We start from the raw sequence: 19,267 nt of genomic DNA, 5'->3' as shown, positions 1-19,267 counted from the left end.
GGCGTCCGTCGAGATGACGGCTGCTGCGGCGACCAGCGGTCTATGGGTGGAACTTCGAGATGCACAGTACGCGGACCTGTCACGGAACGCCAAATCGGGGCGGGACTACGAGCGTGCGCGCCGCAAGCCGGCGTACCCGGTGAGGGCCACGGCACACCACAGGACCGTCCAGACGACCAGGACCAGCAGGGTGGCGGCGTTCGGGGGGTGGTCCCCGCCCATCTCCCGGGCGGTGGCCATCACCGGCGGCACCAGCCACGGGGCGATCGAGCCGGTCAGGCCGAGCACGATGACCAGGATCGAGCCGCTCACCAGGACCACGACACCGGGCAGGACCCGCCGGGTGACCGCTCGGCCGGACAGGGCGCCCAGCGTCACGGCGGCGGCCGTCGACAGCACGTGTGCCAGGATCCCGAGCAGGATGCCGGTCTGCGTCGACGGTTCGGCGGTATCGGGTCGCGGCGGGGCGATCGCGCCGAACGGCCACGGGGCCAGCATCGCGACCAGGCACACCACCGAGGCGAGGAGCACGGCCGCGAGCAGGCCGCCAGCGCCCTCCCGGAACGGGCCGACGGCGAGGCGGGCCAGCCGGCGCTGAGCGTCCGGTTCGGTGTCCAGCAGCAGTTTGGTGAGCCAGGCCAGCACCGGGAACAGGCAGACCGCCGAGTAGGCGTAGGCGTGCATGGCGAGCGACGGCCCGCCACCGTAGAGGATGGAGAGGATCACCAGCACGGTGATCAGGGGCGCCACGGCGCGACCACCGCGCAGAAAACCGGCGAGGCGCATCCGGGTCAGCGCGATCATCGCCCCTCGCTCTCGGTGCTCTCGATTCCGGGTACGCCCATCGCCCTCTGCCCCGGGACGGAGCTCGTTCCGCGTACCCCGGCCGGGTCTCGCTCCCGGACCCCGAGGACACGGTGGCCGGAGGCACGGAGCCGGTCCACCGTCGCGGCGGCCTCGTGCCGTCGCGCCACCACCTCGACCACCACCTCGTCGGCGCCGGTGTCCGGCTCGGGCTCGCCGGTGTGGTGCAGCCCGTGGCCGGTGACGGTCCAGTGGATCGCGCCCGGCAGGTTGGCGATCTCGCCCCGGTGATCGCTGACCAGGACCGCGCCGCCGGCGCCGGTGACCTCGGTGACGAGTTCCGGGATGAGCTGACGGGACGGGGCGTCGAGACCCTCCCACGGCTCGTCCAGGACCAGCAGGCCGGGTGTGGTGAGCAGAGCCTGGGCCAGGCCGACCTTCTGCGCGGTGCCCTTGGACAGGTCCGGCAGCGGGGTCTCGGCGTGCCCGGTCAGGCCGAGCCGCTCGAGCCACCGGTCGGCGTCGGCCGCGGGCAGGCCACGGACCTGGGCCATCGAGCGCAGGTAGCCGATCGTGGTGAACGGCTGGGTGGCCGGGAAGCGTTCGGGGACCCAGCCCACCACGGCCGGCCGGTCACGGACCACACCGCGGGACGGGCGGAGCACCCCCGCGGCGAGTTGCAGCAGGGTCGACTTGCCGGCGCCGTTGCGGCCGAGCACCACGATCGTCTGCCCGGGCTCCACGGCGGCGTCGATGTCCTGGAGCGTCCAGTCGGCGCGTCGCGCGTACCGGAACCAGACTTTGTCGAAGCGCACGGCCGGAAGCCTGCCACAGAGATCGCCCTCGACGCAGGCCCGGGGAACGCGAAATCCCCCGGGGAAGTCCCCGAGGGATTTCGAGAGATGCGACCGTCAGGCGGTGGCGTCCGCGCCGCGCAGGTTCTTCTGCACGTTCGGGTCGACCTGGATGCCGGGGCCCATCGTGGTGGTGATGGTGACCTTCTTCAGGTACTTGCCCTTGGCGGCCGACGGCTTCGAGCGCAGGACCTCGTCGAGGACCGCGCCGTAGTTGTCGATCAGCTGCTCCGCCGAGAAGGACGCCTTGCCGATGATCAGGTGCAGGTTGGAGTGCTTGTCCACCCGGAAGGTGATCTTGCCGCCCTTGATCTCGTTGACGGCCTTGGTGACGTCCATGGTCACGGTGCCGGTCTTCGGGTTCGGCATGAGGCCACGCGGGCCGAGGATCCGGGCGATCCGGCCGATCTTGGCCATCTGGTCCGGCGTCGCGATCGCGGCATCGAAGTCCAGCCAGCCACCCTGGATCCGGGCGACGAGCTCGTCGGTGCCGACCTCGTCGGCGCCGGCCGCGACGGCCTCCTCGGCCTTCGCGCCCTGGGCGAACACGATCACGCGGGCGGTCTTACCGGTGCCGTGCGGCAGGTTGACGGTGCCGCGGACCATCTGGTCGGCCTTACGCGGGTCGACACCGAGGCGCATCGCGACCTCGACGGTGGCGTCGAACTTGGCGGAGCCGGTCTCCTTGGCGAGGGCGACCGCGTCCTTCGGCTCGTAGAGCTTGTTGGCGTCGATCTTCTCGACGGCGGCGCGGTACACCTTGCTGCGCTGAGCCATTTCTCTTACTCCTGTGGTAGATGGCGGGGCCGCTTCGAATGCGCGGCCCCTCCCACTGATATCGCCGGGGATCCGACGATCAGATCTTGGTGACCTGGTTGAAGTTCAGCTCGACCGGGGTCTCCCGGCCGAAGATCGACACCAGGACCTTGAGCTTCTGCTGGTCGGCGTTGATCTCGCTGATCGAGGCCGGCAGCGAGGCGAACGCGCCGTCGGTCACCGTGACCGAGTCGCCCACCTCGAAGTCGAGCACCTTGATCTCGGGCTTCGCCTTCTTCTCCTCGGCCTGGACAGCCGGGGCCAGCCACTTCAGCACCTCGTCGAGGGAGAGCGGGGCCGGCCGGTCGACCCGGTCGGTGGCGCCCACGAAGCCGGTCACACCGGGCGTGTTGCGCACGCAGGAGTAGGACTCCGGGCTCAGGTCCATCCGGACCAGGATGTAGCCGGGGAAGACCTTGGCCTGCACCTGGTTGCGCTTGCCGTTCTTGACCTCGACCTCTTCGCGGGTCGGCACCTCGACCTGGAAGATGAAGTCCTCCATGTCGAGGCTCGTGATCCGGGTCTCGAGGTTGGTCTTGACCTTGTTCTCGTAGCCCGCGTAGGAGTGCACGACATACCAGTCGCCGGGGGCGTAGCGCAGCTTCTGCCGCAGCTCCTTGACCGGGTCGTAGTCCTCGTCAGCCTCGGGCGCCTGAGCCTCGACCGGCTCGGCGGCCTCGACCGGCTCTTCGGTCTCCGGCGACGACTGCTCGTCAGCAAACTGCGCGGTCTCGTCGTCGTACTCAGGCACGCTCGCTCACTTCCAAAAGTCTTCGGTTCGCGGATCGCTGGACGTCAGCCCAGCGCCCATAGCATCGCCTTACCGAACGCGTAGTCCAGGCCGGCCACGATGGTGGTCATGACCACCACGAAGACGATCACCACACCGGTGTAGGTGAGCAGCTCTTTACGGGTCGGCCAGATGACCTTGCGAAGCTCGCTGACGACCTCACGGAAGAAGCCGCCCACCCGGCCGAAGAGACCCGAACGCCGGCCCGACTTCTTGGCCTTGGGGCTTTCCGAGTCACTCCGCTCGGCGACAGCGGTGCCACCACCGGCGGTCACCAGCGCGTCATCGGCGTTGTCGTCCGGAACATCGCCACCGGCGGCGGCGGCGAGCAGCTCGTCGTCGCCCGGGACGTCGTCACCGGGCCGGTCCTTCTCGGCCACTTCGCCCTACTTCCGTCGTCGGTGGTCTTGAATCCCGTCAGAGCTCGACCGGACGCGGAATTTGTGCGGACCGCGCACCGGGCGGGCACGTCGAGGAGAAATGCGCAGGGGTGACAGGACTTGAACCTGCAGCCTGCGGTTTTGGAGACCGCTGCTCTGCCAATTGAGCTACACCCCTTTGCGGAGCTGCTGTCTTTCGACTCACAGCCCCACGGCGCATCACTGTACCGGTACGCCCGGCATTACCCCAACCCGGGCTACCGCTTACTGATGAGCGCCTGTGCCAAGGACAGTACCTTGTCCCCGTTGCATGTCGCAGTCAGGCTCAGCCGAGTGTGCCCCTCATCGGTGACCTCCTTGACCGTGGCGGACACCACGACCTCGGTCCCCTCGTCGGTGTCGGGCACCGGGACGGGGCGGCTGAACCGCACACTGAACTCGACCACCGCGTCCGGCGCGCCGGCCCACTCGGTGACGGCACGGCCCACCAGGGCCATCGTGAACATGCCGTGCGCGATGACGCCGGGCAGCCCGACGCCGGTGGCGACCCGCTCACTCCAGTGGATCGGGTTGAAGTCGCCCGAGGCGCCCGCGTAGCGGACCAGATCGGCCCGGGTCACCCGAAAGGTCTTCGGCTCCAATGCGTCGGTCATCAGTGCTCCTCACCGCGCTGGACCAGCTTCGACCAGACGGTCACCACCGGCTCGCCGGCCTCGGTGGTCACCTCGGTCCGGGTCGTGATGAACTCGTGCCCACCCCGACTGATGATCTCGTCCACCGAATTGACGCAGACCAGGGCGTCCCCGGCGACCACCGGACGGGTGTAGGCGAACCGCTGGTCGCCGTGCACCACCCGGGTGTAGTCGAGGCCCAGGGCCGGGTCGGCGATGACCTGACGGCTGGCCGCCATGGTGATCGCGACCGGGAAGGTGGGCGGGGCCACCACGTCCGGATAACCGAGGGCACGCGCGGCCGCGGGGTCGTGGTACGCCGCGTCGGTGGCGCCGATCGCCCGGGCGAACTCACGGATCTTCTCCCGACCGACCAGGTACGGCTCGGTGGGCGGCCAGCTACGGCCGACGAACGATTGGTCCAGAGGCATGCCCCACAAACTACCCTCCGGGGCCACCGCAGAAATAGCACTGTGAGTGCAAAAATATCGAGGATGCTGCGGAAACAGCACTGCGCCGCCCGGAATGACTCCGGGCGGCGCAGTGTGAAGATCAGATGTTGCGCGAGATCAACGGGTCTCGCGGTGCAGGGTGTGCTTCCCGTCGCGCGGGCAGAACTTCTTCAGCTCCACGCGGTCCGGGTCGTTACGCCGGTTCTTCTTGGTGATGTAGTTCCGGTCCTTGCACTCCGTGCACGCCAGGGTGATCTTCGGACGGACGTCGGTCGCCTTGGCCACGGCGGGGTGCCTTCCTGCTAACGGGTTTCTTACTGACGACGAACCAGCGTAGACGCTCGGTCAGCCGCTTCGCAAAGTGGGGCCCCGGTGGGGCATTACAGAAGAGTAGCGATGGCCGGACTTGAACCGGCGACACAACGATTATGAGTCGTTTGCTCTACCGACTGAGCTACACCGCCGAGCCAGGCTCATCAGTTCAGCGCCTGACGAGGCGGAACGAACCCGGTAGAGCCCCCTTACGGAATCGAACCGTAGACCTTCTCCTTACCATGGAGACGCTCTGCCGACTGAGCTAAGGGGGCTTGCGGCTTGCGATCTCTCGCTCGCTGCAGGAGTAAGACTACACGGCCTGTCGGCGGGGGTGAAATCAGTACCCCCTTTACCGGGAAACGCCTGGTCAGATGACTGCTCGGAGCCGGCGGACCTCACCGGTGGGGGTGGACTCCGGCTCGGTCTGAGCGCTCAGCCAGGCCTCCAGACGCTCGAACGGCAGGGGCCGGCTGAACAGATAGCCCTGACCGATCTCGCAGCCCATCTCCTCGAGCAGCTCCAGGGTCAGCTCGCTCTCCACACCCTCGGCGACCACGGTGAGGCCGAACTCCCGGGACAGGCCGATCACCGCACGGACGATCGCGAGGTCACCCGAATCGGTGGCCATGCCCTGGACGAAACTGTCGTCGATCTTCACCTCGTGGACCGGCCACTGGCGCAGATAGGCCAGCGACGAGGCGCCCGTCCCGAAGTCGTCGACGCTCAGGCGCACGCCCAGATCGCGCAGCCGGTAGAGGGACGGCAGGACCCGCTCGATGTCGCCCAGCATGCCCGGCTCGGACACCTCGAAGGTGACCAGGCCGGGATCCACCCCGTGCTCCTCCAGCAGGTCCCGGACCAGCTCCGGAAAGTGCGAGTCGAGCAGAGTCCGGGCGGAGAGGTTGACCGCGATGGCGAGCGGCCGCTCCGCGTCGGTCCAGGCTCGGCAGCGGCGCAGGCCGGCGACGAGCACCACCTCGGTGAGCCGGGCCAGCTGGCCGGTGTGCTCGGCGACCGCCACGAAGTCCTCCGGGGCGACCTCGCCGTGCGCCGGGTGCACCCAGCGGGCCAGGCACTCGACACCCAGCACGTGCCGGTCGGCGAGCGTCACCTTCGGCTGGAAGTAGACCTCCAGCTGCTCGTTGTCGAGGGCGCGGCGCAGGTCGGCGGCGATGCCCAGGCGGCGGACCGCACGGGACTCCAGGGCCGGGTGGAAGGGCTGCACGCCGTACGGCAGGACCTTGGCCGCGTTGGCGGCCAGCTCGGCCCGCTGGAGCAGGGTCTCCGGGTCGCTGCCGTGGTCGGGATAGATCGAGACGCCGACCGCTGTGTTCACGTCCAGGGTGAGCGAGCCCACCGCCATCGGGCCGCGGAGGCTCTCCCGCATCCGGGTGGCGATCTCGATCGTGGCGTCGATGCTCGCGGCCCGCAGGGTGACCACGAACTCGTCCCCACCGATCCGGCCGACCAGCGCTCCCGGGTCGGCGATGCCGCGGATCCGGTCGGCGGCCTCGACGAGCAGTTTGTCGCCGGCCGCATGGCCCATCGACTCGTTCACGTTCCGCTGGCCGTCGACGTCGAACAGCATGATCGCGACGACCTCGTCCTCGGCGCGGACCTTGACCGACTCGGCGAGCGCGTCGATCACCCGGCGCCGGTTGGGCAGGCCGGTCAGCCGATCGTGGTACGCGTCGTAGCGCAGCCGGTCGACCAACCGCGAATTCTCCACCGCGACCGCGGCGTGCGCGGCGATCGTCTCAAGCACCTGCACGTCGGCTTCCCGGAAGGTACGGTTGTCGCCGACCCGGTTGACGACCTCCAGCGTGCCGATGATGGCCTGGCCCGAGCGCAACGGGATGACCAGGGCGTCCTTGACCTTCGCCGACCGCAGGCAGGGCCGCAGGTCCTCGGTCTCGGCGAAGCGGGCGCCGACACCGACCGCCGACTTCAACTCGACCGCCCGCTGGCGGACCTCCTCCGGTATGGGCGCGATGTCCAGCAGGCCCCGATGCTCGACCCGGGCGGTCAGCAGCACCTCCGGATGCCGGCCCTGCGGGGCGAGCCAGAGCGTCGCGAACTCCGACTGCATCAGCGAGCGCACCCGGCCCAGCAGCACGTCGGGCAGACCGCTGCGGCCGCTCTCGTCCCGGACCGCCTGGGTCAGCTCGTAGACCTCGGCCAGGGTCCGGTGACGGCGGAAGAACTCCGCGTACGACCGGAGGACCATCACCAGGGCGGCGACCAGGATGGCGAGCAGGATGGCGGACCAGGCGGTCGCCTCGAGCGCGACCAGGAAGATGAGGCCGACCACGATGTTGATGCCGTCGACGGTCATCGCGGAGAAGCCGGCGCGAAGCGCGTCCCGGCCGGTACGCGGGCTCTGCACGAGCGTGAACACACCGGCGAGGCTGAGGAGCTCGACCAGATAGCTGAGGCCGACCGCGGCGGCCAGGATGGCCCAGGTGCGCGGGCCGGCGTCCTCGATGGGCGCGAAGGAGGCGATCAGCAGCAGGGCCGCGCAGTTGCCGGCGGCCGACTTGGCGACGTTGAAGGAGAGCTTCGTGACCGGATAATTCGCCCGGAAGTGGTGCACCAGATTGGCGCCGCTCACCACCAGGACCACCATCACCGGTGGTAGGTAGAACAGGGCCAGAACAAGCGGCACGTCGGTGACCGCGACGGTGAAGCTGCTGCGCCAGATGACGACGTTGAAAACGTCCCGATAGGCGATCAGGTACGCGATGAAGAACGCGAGGCCGGCCGGCCAAGCGCTATACCACCCAGGCTCGGCCACCCAGAAGCCCGCCGTGCAGACAAGCGCGAACACCACCAGCGGCCACGTGATCAACCACGCCCGCTGCGCGCCACCATGCCGGACCGGGGACCGCTCGACCATCGAGAATCCTCTCTAGCCGATCGGCCCCTAGTCAGTCAACCTGTGTGACCCATCAGGCCCAGTCAAGCGCCGGGTTGCTCTGAACCTGGACCGCGCTGGTCGCTTCCTCAGCTGTCGATGCCCCAACGGTGACGCCACCGAAGACAACGGCAAGCACAAAAACCAAGCCAGCGAAGCGGCCCAGCTTTTTTGCAGACATAGTCCTGCTCCTCGAGTCGGGGAATCGCATCAGGGTGGGGGTCACATGATGGTGCCACACCAGTTGTGCGACAGGCAGCGTTCAGCGGCGGGTCGTGGCGACGCTCCGGCAAATCCTGGCCGAACGGCTGAACAGACCCTCACGCCTACTGCTGAAGAATTGACGGCTTTATAGCCCATTTAGGCGGAGAAGTGAGGCAAACTCGCACTCGGTCGTCAAGGCTGCTTGACGTCAAGACAGCCTGACGAAAGACTGCCTTCATGGCCTCCCCCGACGAACTGGAACGGCGGCACACACTCACCACGGCGACCGATCGTTACGACGCTCTCCGGATGCGCGACGCCCTCGCCGCCATGGACCCGGACAACGAAACCGCCCTCTCCCCCGACGAGACCCTCGAGATGCTCGCGCTCAGCGAGGTGATCATTCGCAAGGCGGGGTACGGACGGCAGACGATGGTCCGCTCCGCCCGGGCCGCCGGCGCCTCCTGGACCCGGATCGGCGCCGCCCTCGGCACCAGCAAACAGGCCGCCTGGGAGTCCCACCAACGGTGGATCGAGGACCAGGCCCGCGTCGACCGGGCCTGAATCAGTCCCCGGTGGCGGCGCGACGGTCGGTGTGGGCGTACTGCGACCAGGAACCCGGGAAGAGACGGCCGGCGCCCAGGCCGGCATGCTCCAGGGCGATCAGGTTGTGGCAGGCGGTCACACCGGAGCCGCAGTAGGAGATGACGTCACCCGAGCCGTCCACGCCCACCGCGGCGAACCGCTCGCGCAACGCCGGCACCGGTAGGAAACGGCCCTCGGCGTCGACATTGTCCCGGCAGGGGAGACTGCGGGCGCCCGGAATGTGACCCGGACGCGGATCAACCGGCTCGGCGTCGCCGCGGAACCGGGAACGGTCCCGCGCGTCCAGCACCACGCCCGGCGCCGCCACGGTCTCCTCCAGCGAGGCCAGCCGGTCGGCGGGCCACGGCCGGACGGTGAACGTCGCGGCTTGGCGCCGCGGGACCTCGGTGGTCAGCTCGCCCCGGTAGGCGGTCAAGCCACCGTCCAGCAGCGCGGCGTCGTGCCCGATCGACCGGAGCAGCCACACCAGGCGGGCCGCCACGACTCCGCCGGCGTCGTCGTACCCGATAACTTGATCTTGATCGCCGATCCCGGCCGCCGCCATCGCAGCCGCGAAAGTCTCCGGATCCGGAAGCGGATGCCGGCCCTCGGCCGGCGACGCGTGCCGGGCCAGCGCGGTGTCCAGATCGATGAAGACCGCGCCGGGCAGATGGCCGCGCTCGTAGGCCTCCCGGCCGGAACGGCCGTCCAGATACCACCGCACGTCGGCCAGGACCACACGGTGATCCCGCAGCCAGGACTCGTCCACCACCGGATCGATCACGCGCTCGCCTCCGCCCATGGGCTTTCTCTACTGACTGGACAACCCCAGCCGGACGCCGAAACCGAGCAGGACCGCGCCGGTTCCGGCGTCGACGGTACGCCGGACGGCACGCCGGGCCAGGAAGCCACGCGCCGCCTGCGCGCCCATGATGATCGCGGCGAACCAGAGCAGACCCTCCACGTCGTGCACCAGGGCCAGCAGCAGACCGGTCGCCAGCGGGTCGGCGCCCTCCGGCACGAACTGCGGGATCACCGCCAGATAGAAGGCGCCCACCTTCGGGTTGAGCAGGTTGGTCAGGAAACCCCGGCCGAAGGTGCTCCAGAACGTCGGAACGATCTTCGCCGTCTCGGCCTCCGCGATGCGGCCACCACGGCGCAACGCGGCGGCGATCATCCGCACCCCAAGGAAGATCATGTACGCGGCACCGACCACCCGCAGGATCGTGTAGCCCACGCTCGACGCCGCCAACAGCGCGGACGCCCCCACCGCGGCGGCCGCGCCCCAGGCCAGCGCACCCGCGCCGATGCCCAGCGCGGTCGCGAACGCCGGACCCCGGCCCATCGTGACCGCGGCCCGCAGAACCAGCGCGGTATCCAAACCGGGGGTGATCGTCAACAGCGCACCGAGCAGGGCGAACGAGAGGACGGCGTCGGTCAGGTCCATGGCCCCGATTCTCGGCCCGGACCCCGCTCGGCGGCCACTGAGATCAGCGGTAGTTGGTGAACTGCAACGCGACCCCGAAGTCCTCCTGCTTCAGCAGAGCGATGACCGCCTGCAGATCGTCGCGCTTCTTGCCGGTGACCCGAAGCTGGTCACCCTGGATCTGGGCCTGCACACCCTTCGGGCCCTCGTCCCGGATCTTCTTGCTGATCGCCTTGGCCTTCTCGGTCTCGATGCCCTCGACCACCTTGAGGTCGATCTTGAAGGTCTTGCCGGACTGGCGCGGCTCACCGGCGTCCAGGCTCTTCAGCGAGATGCTCCGCTTCACCAGCTTCTCCTTGAAGACATCGAGCGCGGCGGTCGCCCGCTCCTCCGTCTCCGAGGTGATCGTGAACGCCTCCCCCGACTTGGCGAGACTCGTGCCGGTGCCCCGGAAGTCGAACCGGGTGCCGAGCTCCTTCTCCGCCTGGTTGAAAGCGTTGTCGACCTCCTGCCGGTCGACCTTGCTGACGATGTCGAACGACGGGTTGGCTGCCATGATCAGACTCCTGCGGCTGGATGCTTGTCGATGCTTACAGCGGGCTCCCGGGAAGCCCGCGACATGCCGACCGTACCCGGTTGTTGAACCGAGCCGCGGTACGGCTATTGTTGTGTCCGCTGCCGCGGGAAACCGCGGTAGTAGCCCAGGCGGGTTGCCCGAGCGGCCAATGGGAGCGGACTGTAAATCCGTCGCGAAAGCTACAGAGGTTCGAATCCTCTACCCGCCACAGGCGTTGAGAACGGCCCCGGTACCAGCGGAAACGCTGACCGGGGCCGTTCTCGTTGTGATCTAGCGGAGTCCAGCCGAGTCCGGCTCTCCACAAGCAGTTGTGGGCGGATCGTGGGCAGGTGGATCATCCCGTCAGCCGATCGCGTGGAGATCGAACGCATCGCCCCGGCAGCCCTCTCCCGCACCCGTCGACCCGCATTCGGTGGCAAGCCGCGAAGCGGTGCGGCAGCGATCGCCGGAAGCAACGACGGCGACTGACCCAAGCAGCGATCGTCACGGTCTGGAGCAGAGTCGAGAATCGGCCGGCGCGCCGGGCGATGCCGGGCGGAGCCCGCCAGCAGCCCGAGGGCGTCCGGCCCGCGCCGCGCTTGCGCGGCGCCTTGATCCAGAAAAGGACAACTCGGCAGTACGGCCGCCAGGTGTCTGCGACAGCCGAGAGCGCGGACGCGGCTAGAAGAGCGCGCTGGTCAACCGGCTACGAGATCGCCTTTCGGATCACGGTTGCCTGGCGAGGGCATGCTGGCTCGTATGATCAGCGACCGTCTCCAGGCTTACGTTTCCCGACGCTTCGCGCCGGACGAAGTCGAACCTGTTCTCGGCCTGCTTGCCGAAGCTATCCACGGGGAGCCGGGAGACACCCCTGAAGGCACCGAGCGTATTCAAGCAGCCGTGGTTCTCGTTGCTGACGGAAGCAGCCAGCGATTCCTTCATGCTGTCTCAATTGCCCAGGGCGACTGGCGCGACATTCTGGTCTGGGCCGATCTTGCTCACAAGGACTGGGCTGACCGGCTGAAAGCGGAACTCAGTTGACCGCAACCGGACTGCGGCAGATGAATGCGGGGAAGGCGAGCAGTCGATCAGCTTGTCGTGAGGACTTTGAGGATGAGATCTCCGGCAGTAGCGGGGAGGCTTGGATTTCTCGCGAGTTCCCATAGGACTTCGGGATCCGAATGGGATGCGAGTTTGGTGAGGATGTCCGGCGGCGTCGCCAGATTGCCCGCGATGCCGGCGGCCGCATGCGCATGTCTGAGGCAAGCAGCCAAGGCGGCGGGCGGTGCCGCTTCGTGTACCGCGACGTCGATGATTGCCTCGTCTGAGCTGGTCGGATCCGTCGCGATGGTGAGCAGTACGTCGGGCGGACAAGCTGGGTGACCGGCCACGTGTGAGAAGGCGAGTGAACCGTAACGCGTTACGAGCCTACGGACCTGTTCGGCGGACACGGCGTAGAAGCGGGTAGCTCGGTTTGCGACTTCGAAGTCCGCGTCTTCGATCAAGGTCGCGCGGACATCTGCCGGAAGACTGTGGCTTGCCGCGGCGACGAGCCTGACCCGCGGGTCAGCGTGTCGGGCCAAGGCGAGCAACCCGTCGAGGTCCGGGTGATTGTCGGTGGGCGGTGAACCGTCCTCGCGGCTGTATCGCACGAGCAGATCCAGCGGGGTCCGTGGATTCGCCAGGACGCAGTGTCGCCACCGGCCGGCGTCGAGGTCGTAGAGTTCGCGGAGTAGATCGGGAGGTGCCGCCCAGTTCATCGCGACCCGGGCAATTACGTTGTGGTCGCGAAGCTCCAGCAGGTGCCGATAGGTCTCGTCGCGTAGGTCTGATCTGTACGCGAGTGCCAGCGCCAATGTGGGATCGGGTCCAACGGTCAACGGCTCGACCACGCCTACGGGAGTCGCGGGATTGCCGGCAGCCAGCAGCCTTACCTCCCTCATGACCGCCGCGGTGTCGGGCCGATGCGGGCACGGGATCGTCCCAGGCTCGCCTTCATCGCCGATCAAGCCAGCCAGAATGACACCCGGAGCATGTATGTTCGACGCCAGGGCGGCCCGAACGCAGCCCTCGGCACGCCTTGATAGCCGCAGCGCCAGCTTCTCGGGAAGTTCCCAGAGCCGAGCCGCGCAGGCAGCCACCGAGCAGTCTTCATCGTCGGCCACGAACTGCGCGATGTCTAGCCGCTCCGACGCATGCTCACCCAGCGCCAGCCGTACTGCGGCATCCGGCCAGGTGGCAAGCCTGTGCAGCAAGTCGTCAGGGGCGTCGCCCCGGTCGACGGCGGCAAGAAGTGCCCACGGGTCATCGTTCGGAATGCGCTCTACCGCGAGGTTGCCTGACTCGATCAGCGCCACCAGGATGTCGCGCTGGCCACTACCGGCAAGTCGGTCGATCTGCGCGGAGGTGAGGCGCTGTTCCCGCGCCACTTCCCGCGACAACTCCGGGTCGTTAATTGCCAAGAGGGCATCGATGTGTTCTGGAAGCAGTGCGCGGTTTCCGGCCAAGGCGAGCAGGATCGGCGGGGCGGGCACGGCACTCCCGGAAGCTCGGGGCTGGACTACGCAATTTCATGGCGCCATACGCAGCGGCGTACACCCTCAAGAAGGTATAGCGAGAGGTCCAACGGTGGTTTCACCAGGTCGGCCCTAACGCCCTCTCATCGGCATGTGAGCACGCCAGCACTGATGCTTGGAAGCATCGAATTCGACCTGGTCCGCGTTCAGATGTACAAAGTTCAGTACATTCCGCTACACCCGTGCAGCTTGGGCGACCTTCATCCAGTTGCGAAGACGGACGGGGCTGACTTGCGCCAGGTCGGCGATCTGCGCCTGGAGGTCGGGAGATGGGTAGGCAGTAACGATCCGGATTGCGAGAACGGCGGCGTCGTAAGTGTGTTCGCCTGTTACGCCGCGCGGGTCGATGTACCTCCAGTGGCGCGGGCCGTTGGCGATGATGTTGCCGCTGGAGGCGTCGCCGTGACAGAGACCCGGTATGTGGTCGCGAGCCAAGTCAGCCAGGATTGCGAGCGCGGCCTTCCGTTCCTCTGCGGGGGCGACGGTGGTACCAGGGCGGAGGTCGGTGAGCTGGTCGTCTTCGAGGCGATCGCGGAGCCAGTCAAGGATTGACGGCATCCCGGGAAGAGGTGGCGGCTGGTCCCGCATCGCTGCCAACGGCGCGAAGAGCGCCTGAGGGTTGACGGTTGCCGGGTCGGCCTGGCTGAGTGGCGTTCCGGGAAGCACTCGTTCGAGCACGGTCCAGGCGCCGTGGTCGGTGGCTACCACTTCGTGTACCTGTGGGGCAGCGCCTAGGTCAGCGAGTGCGGTTGCTACGGCGGCTTGGCCGCGTCCGTGGGGGTCGGGGCTGCTTCGGAGCACGAGGGGTCCGTTTGGCGTGTCGACGGCGGTGACGAATCCGTACCGTGCGGCTAAGACCTCGCGCGGGGTGGCCTGGTAGCGCTCGCAGAGGGTGCGGAAGTCGGTGGCGACGTGGGCGATCCAGTGTTCGGCGATGTCGGGCCAACGGCGGCGGACGTTGGCCAGCACGGGGGCCGGTACGGCGTACTGGGCGGTCATCGTGCTTGCCTGGCTGGGGTCTGCTGTACCGCCTCGGCGAGGGTCACCATGGAGTCGATGACGAGGTCGGCGCCCGCATTGGTGAGGCGTTGGTGTTTGCCGGGTTTGTTGGCGTAGCCGATCGTGCGGATGCCGGCGGTCCGGCCGGCCTCGATGTCGGTTACCGAGTCGCCGATGAAGACGGCTTCCGCCGGTTCGGTGTTGGTGGGGGTGAGTCCGGCTTCGAGCAGGAACGGGTGCGGCTTGAGTAGCTGCGGGTTCATCCCGTCGAAGCGCGCGGACACGGCGGTGATGTAGCGGGTGAGATCGTGGCATTTAAGGTAGGCGTCGATCGCGGCGGTGGCGTTGTTGCTGACGATGACGACTTGGCGCCCGGTGGCTTGTGCGGCACGGAGCACGTCTTCGGCGCCGGGCGTTGCGGTGGCTGAGGCGACGGCGTTGACTTCGGCGTCGCGGCAGGTGTCAGCAATCTCCCGGGTTAGCCGGTCGTCTCCCCCGGCTGCGACTTCGGCGAGGATCCGCAACGGGTCGGATGACAGCTGCGCGACGGCCGGCGGAAGGTGGCCTCCACAGCGTTGGCGGATGACGGCGCGCAACTCGTCGGCGACTGCGGCGGCGGGGTAGCCGGCGAAGACAGAGCAGATCGGGCCGTCGAAATCGATCAGCAGACAGCGAGTACTACCGACCAGGTCCACGCTCACGGGGTGTACTCGTGCGCGATGGTGTCCCAGACGCTGTCGAACCAGGCGCGGGACTGTTGGACGAACTGGTCTCCGGCGTCGCCGTCGTCGCCGCTGGTCGCGTAGTGGAAGAGCGGGACGTCTTTGCCCAGCACGTCGAAGATCGTGACGGCCTGCTTGTCGACCGAGACGGTGTTGCGGACGACCGGGTAGAAGCCGAAGAAGACTTCGTCGCGGTTGAGGATGTACATCTTCGACAGGACCGTGGTGCCGTAGGCGCGGATCTCCGTGGTCGCGTTGCGGACCAGGCCGAGTGTGTCCAGCTCGCCCACCGATTCGACGATGGCCTCGGTGTGCCGGCGGGCGATGCGGGCGGCACGTTCGCGGACGGCGGGGTCGTCTCCGGCCGGTTCAGCGCGGGAGGGGACGACTGCGGGCTGCGCCAGGTCGGGCAGCAGGATCCGGATTGCGATCGACTCTGGTGTGAGGCGCCCGGCGCGGATCTTGTCCAACTGTGGCTGAACGCTGGGGTCCCGGCGACTGAAGTAGCGCACCGGCTTGGTCACAGCGTCGCGGTTCTGCTCCGGGTCTACGCCAACTGCATCGACGGTGGGGACGCGGGGTGAACGATCGGATCGGCGGGGCATTGGGGTAAGAACCGCCCACCGTGGGCGAATCGTGGGCAGCAGGCATCACAAGCCACCTGCCAGAGAGAAAAAGACCTGCTCAGCGCCACCGAAGGACCGATGATCCAGCGCTCCCTGTAAATCCGTCGCGAAAGCTACAGAGGTTCGAATCCTCTACCCGCCACAGGCTCAGGAAACGGCCCCGGTGCCAGCGGAAACGCTGACCGGGGCCGTTCTCGTTGGGATCTGGCGAGTCCGGCAAGATCCGGCCGTCTACAGCCCTCCACGGGAACATGACGGGAACACGCAAAGATCCTTTAGAGGCCCGTACTGCCCCTCTCCTGACCGCCCGCCGAGACGATCCGCGCACCGGCGGCCGACCGTCATCGAACACCCCACAGATAGGACGGGTACGGCGGCGGGCTGCCCCAGCCAGGAGAACAACGCTGGTCGCATCGATGGCGGCCACGGGTCTCAAACTTGCCTAGTCAAGTTGGTAGCCCTCGGATCCAGGTAGTCACCGGAGAGGACGGCTGTGGACAATCCGAGACTTGATATGCAGCGCAGCGCCGGCAAGCTGGCAATCTTCCCTGCCGGGATCTATCTGCTGGTGCTGTTCGGCGTCGTGGTCTCCACCGCCTCGGGCAGCCCCATTCCGCTCATCGGTTGGCCGATCCTGCTCCTGCCGGCGGCCGCGTTCAGCTACTCGATCATCGACGCGGTCAAACTGCACCGGACCAGCGACATCGCCGAGACCACGCGGCTCTGGCGGCGAAGCCTGCTCCTCGCGGTCATCGGAACGGGCCTGATGGTCCTGGCGGTTGTCATCACGAACAGGATCACGCCGCTATGACCCTCAGAACTGATCCCTTCCAGGTGCCCGAGTACGCGCGCAAGCTCGGCGACGTGGAACGCGTCGCCGAGGAAGCCGACCGGTACGTCTCGGGCCATGGCAGCTTCACGATCCTCGACCAAGGGCTGATCGGCTTCGTCGCTCCCGGCCATCGGCAGCTGATGGGCCAGCTTCATGACCTCTTCGCCCGGCTCGTCGACATCGGCGCCGGCTGAGATGGCCCGGGACGTACTCGAAGGGCGGATTAGCTTCCGGAACGTCGCGCACAGTTGCGCCTACGCCGAGCCGCTGATGAAAGCCCAAGAAGCCTTTCTGCGATGGCGGTCGCAGGTCGACGAGGAAGAGCAAGCCCGGCTCGCGACGGAGACGCAGATGCGCCTCTACGGCGACCAGAACTTCTGAGCGACCGGCCGGCGACGCGCCTACACGGCGCCGGCCGTTTCGTTTCTGGGGGGGGTTCCGTCAGGAGGGTGTGGGGGTCAGGCGCTTTTCGATCTCGGTGCGGAGATCGGGGGGCAGGGCTTCGGCCACCAGGAGGCGGGACAGGTTTTCCGGGGTGTGCATGTAGATGTCGAAGGCCTCGGCGAGGGTCAGGCCGTGGGTGGGGCGGTGGATCACCTCGATGGGCGCGCCCGGGTGGATTTCGCCCTCCTGGAGGATGCGGAGGTAGGCGCCGGTGCGGTTGGAGTCGGCGAAGCGCTTGATCCAGCGGGGCTCGGCCATGCGGTGCTGGAAAGTGGAGCACGGGATGCGGCCGAAGGTGGTCTCCAGGATCACCGTGTCGCCTACTCGCCACTGTTCGCCCAGTACGGCGTTGTAGAGGTCCAGGCCCTGGGTGGTCAGGTTCTCGCCGAACAGGCCGGGGGGCAGGTCGCGGGACAGCTCTGCGGACCACCAGGCGTAGTCCTCGACGGCGTACGCGTACACCGCCTGGTCGTCGCCGCCGTGATGTCGGGTGTCGCCGATGAAGTCGCCTACCACGCCGCTGTGCAGGCCGGTGGTCTTCGGGCCGGGGCGGCGGACCGTTATCGGGTGGTCCACCGGGCGCTTGCCTATACCGGTCCGGCCGGAGTCCTTCTTCGCCGGGTTGGGTTCGGAGCCGCCGACGTTCAGGGAGAGGACGATGCCACTGGTCATGAGGAGAATTCCACCACCGCTCGGTCTTCTGTCGACCGGTAGCCCAGCCTGGGGTAGAGGGCGTTGCCGGCCGGGTTCGCCAGGCCGATGAAGAGGAAGGTGCCCGCCGTGGCGGCGAAGGTCTCCACGTCGGAGGTCAGGTGCCAGGTCATCCGGCGACCGGGCCCCAGGCCTTGGCGATCCGGGCCAGGCTGTCGATGCGGGTGGCCGGGTCGTGGACCGCTCCGGCCAGGATGAGTTCGTCGGCGCCGGTCCGGGCGACCAGCGTGTCGAGGCCGGAGACGACCTCCTCGACGGTGCCCGCGTACTGGGTGCCGGGCAGCGAATCGAGCAGGGCACGGTCCAGGTCGGACAGTTCGCGTTCGGCCGCCGCCTCCGGGGAGATCATCGGGCCGAGCCGGCCGGTGCGCAGGCTGAGGGCCATCACCCGGCTGGGACCGGCCAGGAAGCGGGCCTCCTCGGAGGTTTCGGCCGCCAGCACGGAGGCGCTGACCATCACCCATGGCCGGGGGTAGCGCGGCGACGGCTGGAACCCGTTGCGGTAGAGGCGGAGGGCGCCGTCGACGTCCGAGCTCGCGGCGAAGTGGTACGCGTAGCAGAACGGCAGCCCGAGCGCGGCCGCCACCTGGGCCCCGTAGGTCGACGAGCCGAGCATCCACACCTCGGGGAAGCTCTCCGCGGCGGGCGTGGCGGTGAGCCGCTCGGTCGGCACCCGCTCGTCGCCGAGCAGGCCCAGCAGGGTGCGCAGATGCTCCGGGAACTGCTCCACGGTCAGGTAGGGCGAGACCCCGCGCAGGGCCGCCGCGGTCGCCTGGTCGGTGCCGGGGGCGCGGCCGATGCCCAGGTCGACCCGGCCCGGGTAGAGCGCCTCCAGCATGGCGAACTGCTCGGCCACCACGAACGGCATGTGGTTGGGCAGCATCACGCCGCCGGAACCGACCCGGATCTGCCGGGTGTGTGCGGCCACGGCGCCGATCAGCACCGGTGGCGAGGTGGAGGCGACGGCCGGCATGTTGTGGTGCTCGGCGACCCAGAACCGGCGGTAGCCGAGTTCGTCGGCGGCCTTGGCGATCTCGATGGTGCCGCGCAGCGCGTCGGCGCTGCCGTGCCCTTCGCGGACCGTGGCCAGGTCGAGCACGGAGAGCGGAACGCGGGTCGGTGCGGTCATGCGGGACTCAGTCTCCCCGATTCTGATTGCGGATCACTTGCACTCCGGCGGTCACCGCACCGAGCGCGACACCCGGAACCAGCAGCCAGATCGGCCACGGGTAGACGAACTCGGTGATGGAGACCGCGACCAGGGCGTAGATCACCACGTTGACCGCGGCGAGCGCACCCCAGATGGTCCAGAGAACGAGCAGAGCGGTCGGCAGGCGACGGGCGGCCTTCCGCGCCTGAGCGCGCACCTCGGCGGCGCTGACGCCGGGGCGGGGCAGATCTTTGACGATCAAGAGCAATTCGGCGTACGTACGTGCGGCGTAGGCGGCGCCGATGCGCTCGTCGTACTCGTGCAGGGAGAGGCGGCCCTCGTCGAGCGCGGCCTTCAACTGGTCGGCGATCTGCTGGCGGTCCGAATCCGCCGCGCGCATGCTCTCGACCTCTTTGGACACAGCCGCCCCCCTCGCCACA

The 19,267-nt window shown here is 68.2% G+C and carries 24 protein-coding genes, 4 tRNA genes and 1 pseudogene; 6 read left to right on the top strand and 23 right to left on the bottom strand.

Features of this window, described 5'->3' with window-relative positions; all coding sequences use genetic code 11:
- Positions 1–105 precede the first annotated feature (105 nt).
- The 12 genes from IEZ13_RS21700 to IEZ13_RS21645 all read right to left on the bottom strand — a co-directional run bounded on the left by IEZ13_RS21700 (position 106) and on the right by IEZ13_RS21645 (position 7,978).
- Positions 106–804: a hypothetical protein gene (locus tag IEZ13_RS21700; protein WP_183222823.1), complete on the bottom strand. Its 699-nt coding sequence runs from the start codon at positions 802–804 to the stop codon at positions 106–108.
- On the bottom strand, positions 801–1,619 hold the full coding sequence (locus IEZ13_RS21695) for an ATP-binding cassette domain-containing protein (protein WP_183222822.1): 819 nt from the start codon (positions 1,617–1,619) through the stop codon (positions 801–803). The genes IEZ13_RS21700 and IEZ13_RS21695 overlap by 4 nt, the downstream gene beginning before the upstream one ends.
- A 96-nt stretch (positions 1,620–1,715) precedes the next feature.
- Complete coding sequence (gene rplA / locus IEZ13_RS21690) at positions 1,716–2,435, bottom strand: 50S ribosomal protein L1 (RefSeq protein ID WP_183222821.1); 720 nt, start codon at positions 2,433–2,435, stop codon at positions 1,716–1,718.
- A gap of 79 nt (positions 2,436–2,514) precedes the next feature.
- Positions 2,515–3,225, bottom strand: coding sequence for a transcription termination/antitermination protein NusG (gene nusG, locus IEZ13_RS21685; protein WP_183222820.1), 711 nt, complete (start codon positions 3,223–3,225; stop codon positions 2,515–2,517).
- Positions 3,226–3,269: 44 nt separating this feature from the next.
- Positions 3,270–3,644, bottom strand: coding sequence for a preprotein translocase subunit SecE (secE, locus tag IEZ13_RS21680; RefSeq protein ID WP_183222819.1), 375 nt, complete (start codon positions 3,642–3,644; stop codon positions 3,270–3,272).
- A 105-nt stretch (positions 3,645–3,749) separates the two neighbouring features.
- Positions 3,750–3,822: transfer RNA gene (locus tag IEZ13_RS21675), tRNA-Trp, on the bottom strand.
- A gap of 79 nt (positions 3,823–3,901) precedes the next feature.
- The gene (locus IEZ13_RS21670; RefSeq protein WP_183222818.1) at positions 3,902–4,297 is read right to left on the bottom strand and encodes a MaoC family dehydratase; all 396 of its coding nucleotides are present in this window, start codon (positions 4,295–4,297) and stop codon (positions 3,902–3,904) included.
- A complete protein-coding gene (locus tag IEZ13_RS21665) occupies positions 4,297–4,746 on the bottom strand; it encodes a MaoC family dehydratase N-terminal domain-containing protein (RefSeq protein WP_183222817.1) in 450 nt (149 codons plus the stop codon). The genes IEZ13_RS21670 and IEZ13_RS21665 overlap by 1 nt, the downstream gene beginning before the upstream one ends.
- A 138-nt stretch (positions 4,747–4,884) precedes the next feature.
- Positions 4,885–5,052 (bottom strand): 50S ribosomal protein L33, encoded by a 168-nt coding sequence (gene rpmG / locus IEZ13_RS21660; RefSeq protein ID WP_014687739.1) that lies wholly within the window; start codon positions 5,050–5,052, stop codon positions 4,885–4,887.
- Between the two features lie 106 nt (positions 5,053–5,158).
- A tRNA-Met gene (locus tag IEZ13_RS21655) sits at positions 5,159–5,231 on the bottom strand.
- Between the two features lie 50 nt (positions 5,232–5,281).
- Positions 5,282–5,354 (bottom strand) — tRNA-Thr (locus IEZ13_RS21650).
- A 95-nt stretch (positions 5,355–5,449) separates the two neighbouring features.
- A complete protein-coding gene (locus IEZ13_RS21645; protein ID WP_183222816.1) occupies positions 5,450–7,978 on the bottom strand; it encodes a putative bifunctional diguanylate cyclase/phosphodiesterase in 2,529 nt (842 codons plus the stop codon).
- Between the two features lie 459 nt (positions 7,979–8,437).
- On the opposite strand from IEZ13_RS21645, the gene IEZ13_RS21640 reads away from it, so the two are divergent.
- Complete coding sequence (locus IEZ13_RS21640) at positions 8,438–8,764, top strand: hypothetical protein (protein ID WP_183222815.1); 327 nt, start codon at positions 8,438–8,440, stop codon at positions 8,762–8,764.
- Position 8,765: 1 nt separating this feature from the next.
- On the opposite strand, the gene IEZ13_RS21635 is transcribed toward IEZ13_RS21640, so the two are convergent.
- The 3 genes from IEZ13_RS21635 to IEZ13_RS21625 are packed head-to-tail and all read right to left on the bottom strand — an operon-like array spanning position 8,766 to position 10,767.
- Complete coding sequence (locus tag IEZ13_RS21635; protein ID WP_183222814.1) at positions 8,766–9,569, bottom strand: sulfurtransferase; 804 nt, start codon at positions 9,567–9,569, stop codon at positions 8,766–8,768.
- 27 nt (positions 9,570–9,596) lie between these two features.
- Positions 9,597–10,232 (bottom strand): LysE family translocator, encoded by a 636-nt coding sequence (locus IEZ13_RS21630; protein WP_183222813.1) that lies wholly within the window; start codon positions 10,230–10,232, stop codon positions 9,597–9,599.
- A 43-nt stretch (positions 10,233–10,275) separates the two neighbouring features.
- Positions 10,276–10,767 carry a YajQ family cyclic di-GMP-binding protein gene (locus tag IEZ13_RS21625; protein WP_183222812.1) on the bottom strand — a complete coding sequence of 164 codons (492 nt, stop codon included), beginning with the start codon at positions 10,765–10,767 and terminating at the stop codon, positions 10,276–10,278.
- A gap of 148 nt (positions 10,768–10,915) precedes the next feature.
- Between IEZ13_RS21625 and IEZ13_RS21620 the strand changes: the two genes are divergently transcribed.
- Both IEZ13_RS21620 and IEZ13_RS21615 read left to right on the top strand, forming a co-directional pair.
- Positions 10,916–10,996 (top strand) — tRNA-Tyr (locus IEZ13_RS21620).
- A 530-nt stretch (positions 10,997–11,526) separates the two neighbouring features.
- Positions 11,527–11,808, top strand: a complete 282-nt coding sequence (locus tag IEZ13_RS21615; protein WP_183222811.1) for a hypothetical protein — start codon at positions 11,527–11,529, stop codon at positions 11,806–11,808.
- A 47-nt stretch (positions 11,809–11,855) separates the two neighbouring features.
- Here the strand turns inward: IEZ13_RS21615 and IEZ13_RS21610 are convergent, their stop codons facing one another.
- The 4 genes from IEZ13_RS21610 to IEZ13_RS21595 form a co-directional block, all read right to left on the bottom strand.
- Complete coding sequence (locus tag IEZ13_RS21610; RefSeq protein WP_183222810.1) at positions 11,856–13,301, bottom strand: hypothetical protein; 1,446 nt, start codon at positions 13,299–13,301, stop codon at positions 11,856–11,858.
- Positions 13,302–13,517: 216 nt separating this feature from the next.
- On the bottom strand, positions 13,518–14,342 hold the full coding sequence (locus IEZ13_RS21605; RefSeq protein ID WP_183222809.1) for a phosphotransferase: 825 nt from the start codon (positions 14,340–14,342) through the stop codon (positions 13,518–13,520).
- Positions 14,339–15,043 (bottom strand): HAD family hydrolase, encoded by a 705-nt coding sequence (locus IEZ13_RS21600; RefSeq protein ID WP_183222808.1) that lies wholly within the window; start codon positions 15,041–15,043, stop codon positions 14,339–14,341. The genes IEZ13_RS21605 and IEZ13_RS21600 overlap by 4 nt, the downstream gene beginning before the upstream one ends.
- The gene (locus IEZ13_RS21595) at positions 15,040–15,588 is read right to left on the bottom strand and encodes a hypothetical protein (RefSeq protein WP_183222807.1); all 549 of its coding nucleotides are present in this window, start codon (positions 15,586–15,588) and stop codon (positions 15,040–15,042) included. Before IEZ13_RS21595 ends, IEZ13_RS21600 begins: the two co-directional genes overlap by 4 nt.
- On the opposite strand from IEZ13_RS21595, the pseudogene IEZ13_RS46665 reads away from it, so the two are divergent.
- The 3 genes and pseudogenes from IEZ13_RS46665 to IEZ13_RS21585 form a co-directional block, all read left to right on the top strand.
- Positions 15,529–15,677 (top strand): annotated as a pseudogene (locus tag IEZ13_RS46665) (integrase); the annotation flags it as partial. The gene IEZ13_RS21595 and the pseudogene IEZ13_RS46665 overlap by 60 nt on opposite strands.
- A 506-nt stretch (positions 15,678–16,183) precedes the next feature.
- A complete protein-coding gene (locus IEZ13_RS21590) occupies positions 16,184–16,501 on the top strand; it encodes a hypothetical protein (protein WP_183222806.1) in 318 nt (105 codons plus the stop codon).
- Between the two features lie 23 nt (positions 16,502–16,524).
- Complete coding sequence (locus tag IEZ13_RS21585; RefSeq protein ID WP_183222805.1) at positions 16,525–16,716, top strand: hypothetical protein; 192 nt, start codon at positions 16,525–16,527, stop codon at positions 16,714–16,716.
- Positions 16,717–16,963: 247 nt separating this feature from the next.
- Here IEZ13_RS21585 and IEZ13_RS21580 read toward each other — a convergent pair whose 3' ends face one another.
- From IEZ13_RS21580 to IEZ13_RS21565, 4 genes are read right to left on the bottom strand one after another with little or no spacing between them, the layout of a single operon-like run.
- A complete protein-coding gene (locus IEZ13_RS21580) occupies positions 16,964–17,638 on the bottom strand; it encodes an MOSC domain-containing protein (protein ID WP_183222804.1) in 675 nt (224 codons plus the stop codon).
- Positions 17,635–17,790 carry a GNAT family N-acetyltransferase gene (locus IEZ13_RS21575; RefSeq protein WP_183222803.1) on the bottom strand — a complete coding sequence of 52 codons (156 nt, stop codon included), beginning with the start codon at positions 17,788–17,790 and terminating at the stop codon, positions 17,635–17,637. The genes IEZ13_RS21580 and IEZ13_RS21575 overlap by 4 nt, the downstream gene beginning before the upstream one ends.
- Positions 17,787–18,806 carry an LLM class flavin-dependent oxidoreductase gene (locus IEZ13_RS21570; protein ID WP_183222802.1) on the bottom strand — a complete coding sequence of 340 codons (1,020 nt, stop codon included), beginning with the start codon at positions 18,804–18,806 and terminating at the stop codon, positions 17,787–17,789. The genes IEZ13_RS21575 and IEZ13_RS21570 overlap by 4 nt, the downstream gene beginning before the upstream one ends.
- A gap of 7 nt (positions 18,807–18,813) precedes the next feature.
- The gene (locus IEZ13_RS21565; protein ID WP_229794863.1) at positions 18,814–19,248 is read right to left on the bottom strand and encodes a DUF1707 SHOCT-like domain-containing protein; all 435 of its coding nucleotides are present in this window, start codon (positions 19,246–19,248) and stop codon (positions 18,814–18,816) included.
- Positions 19,249–19,267 lie beyond the last annotated feature (19 nt).

The organism is Actinoplanes campanulatus (genome assembly GCF_014647795.1).
GTDB classification, from domain to species: Bacteria; Actinomycetota; Actinomycetes; order Mycobacteriales; family Micromonosporaceae; genus Actinoplanes; species Actinoplanes campanulatus.
The sequence above is the reverse complement of the archived record's forward strand: the minus strand, read 5'-3'. Positions and strand labels throughout refer to the sequence as shown.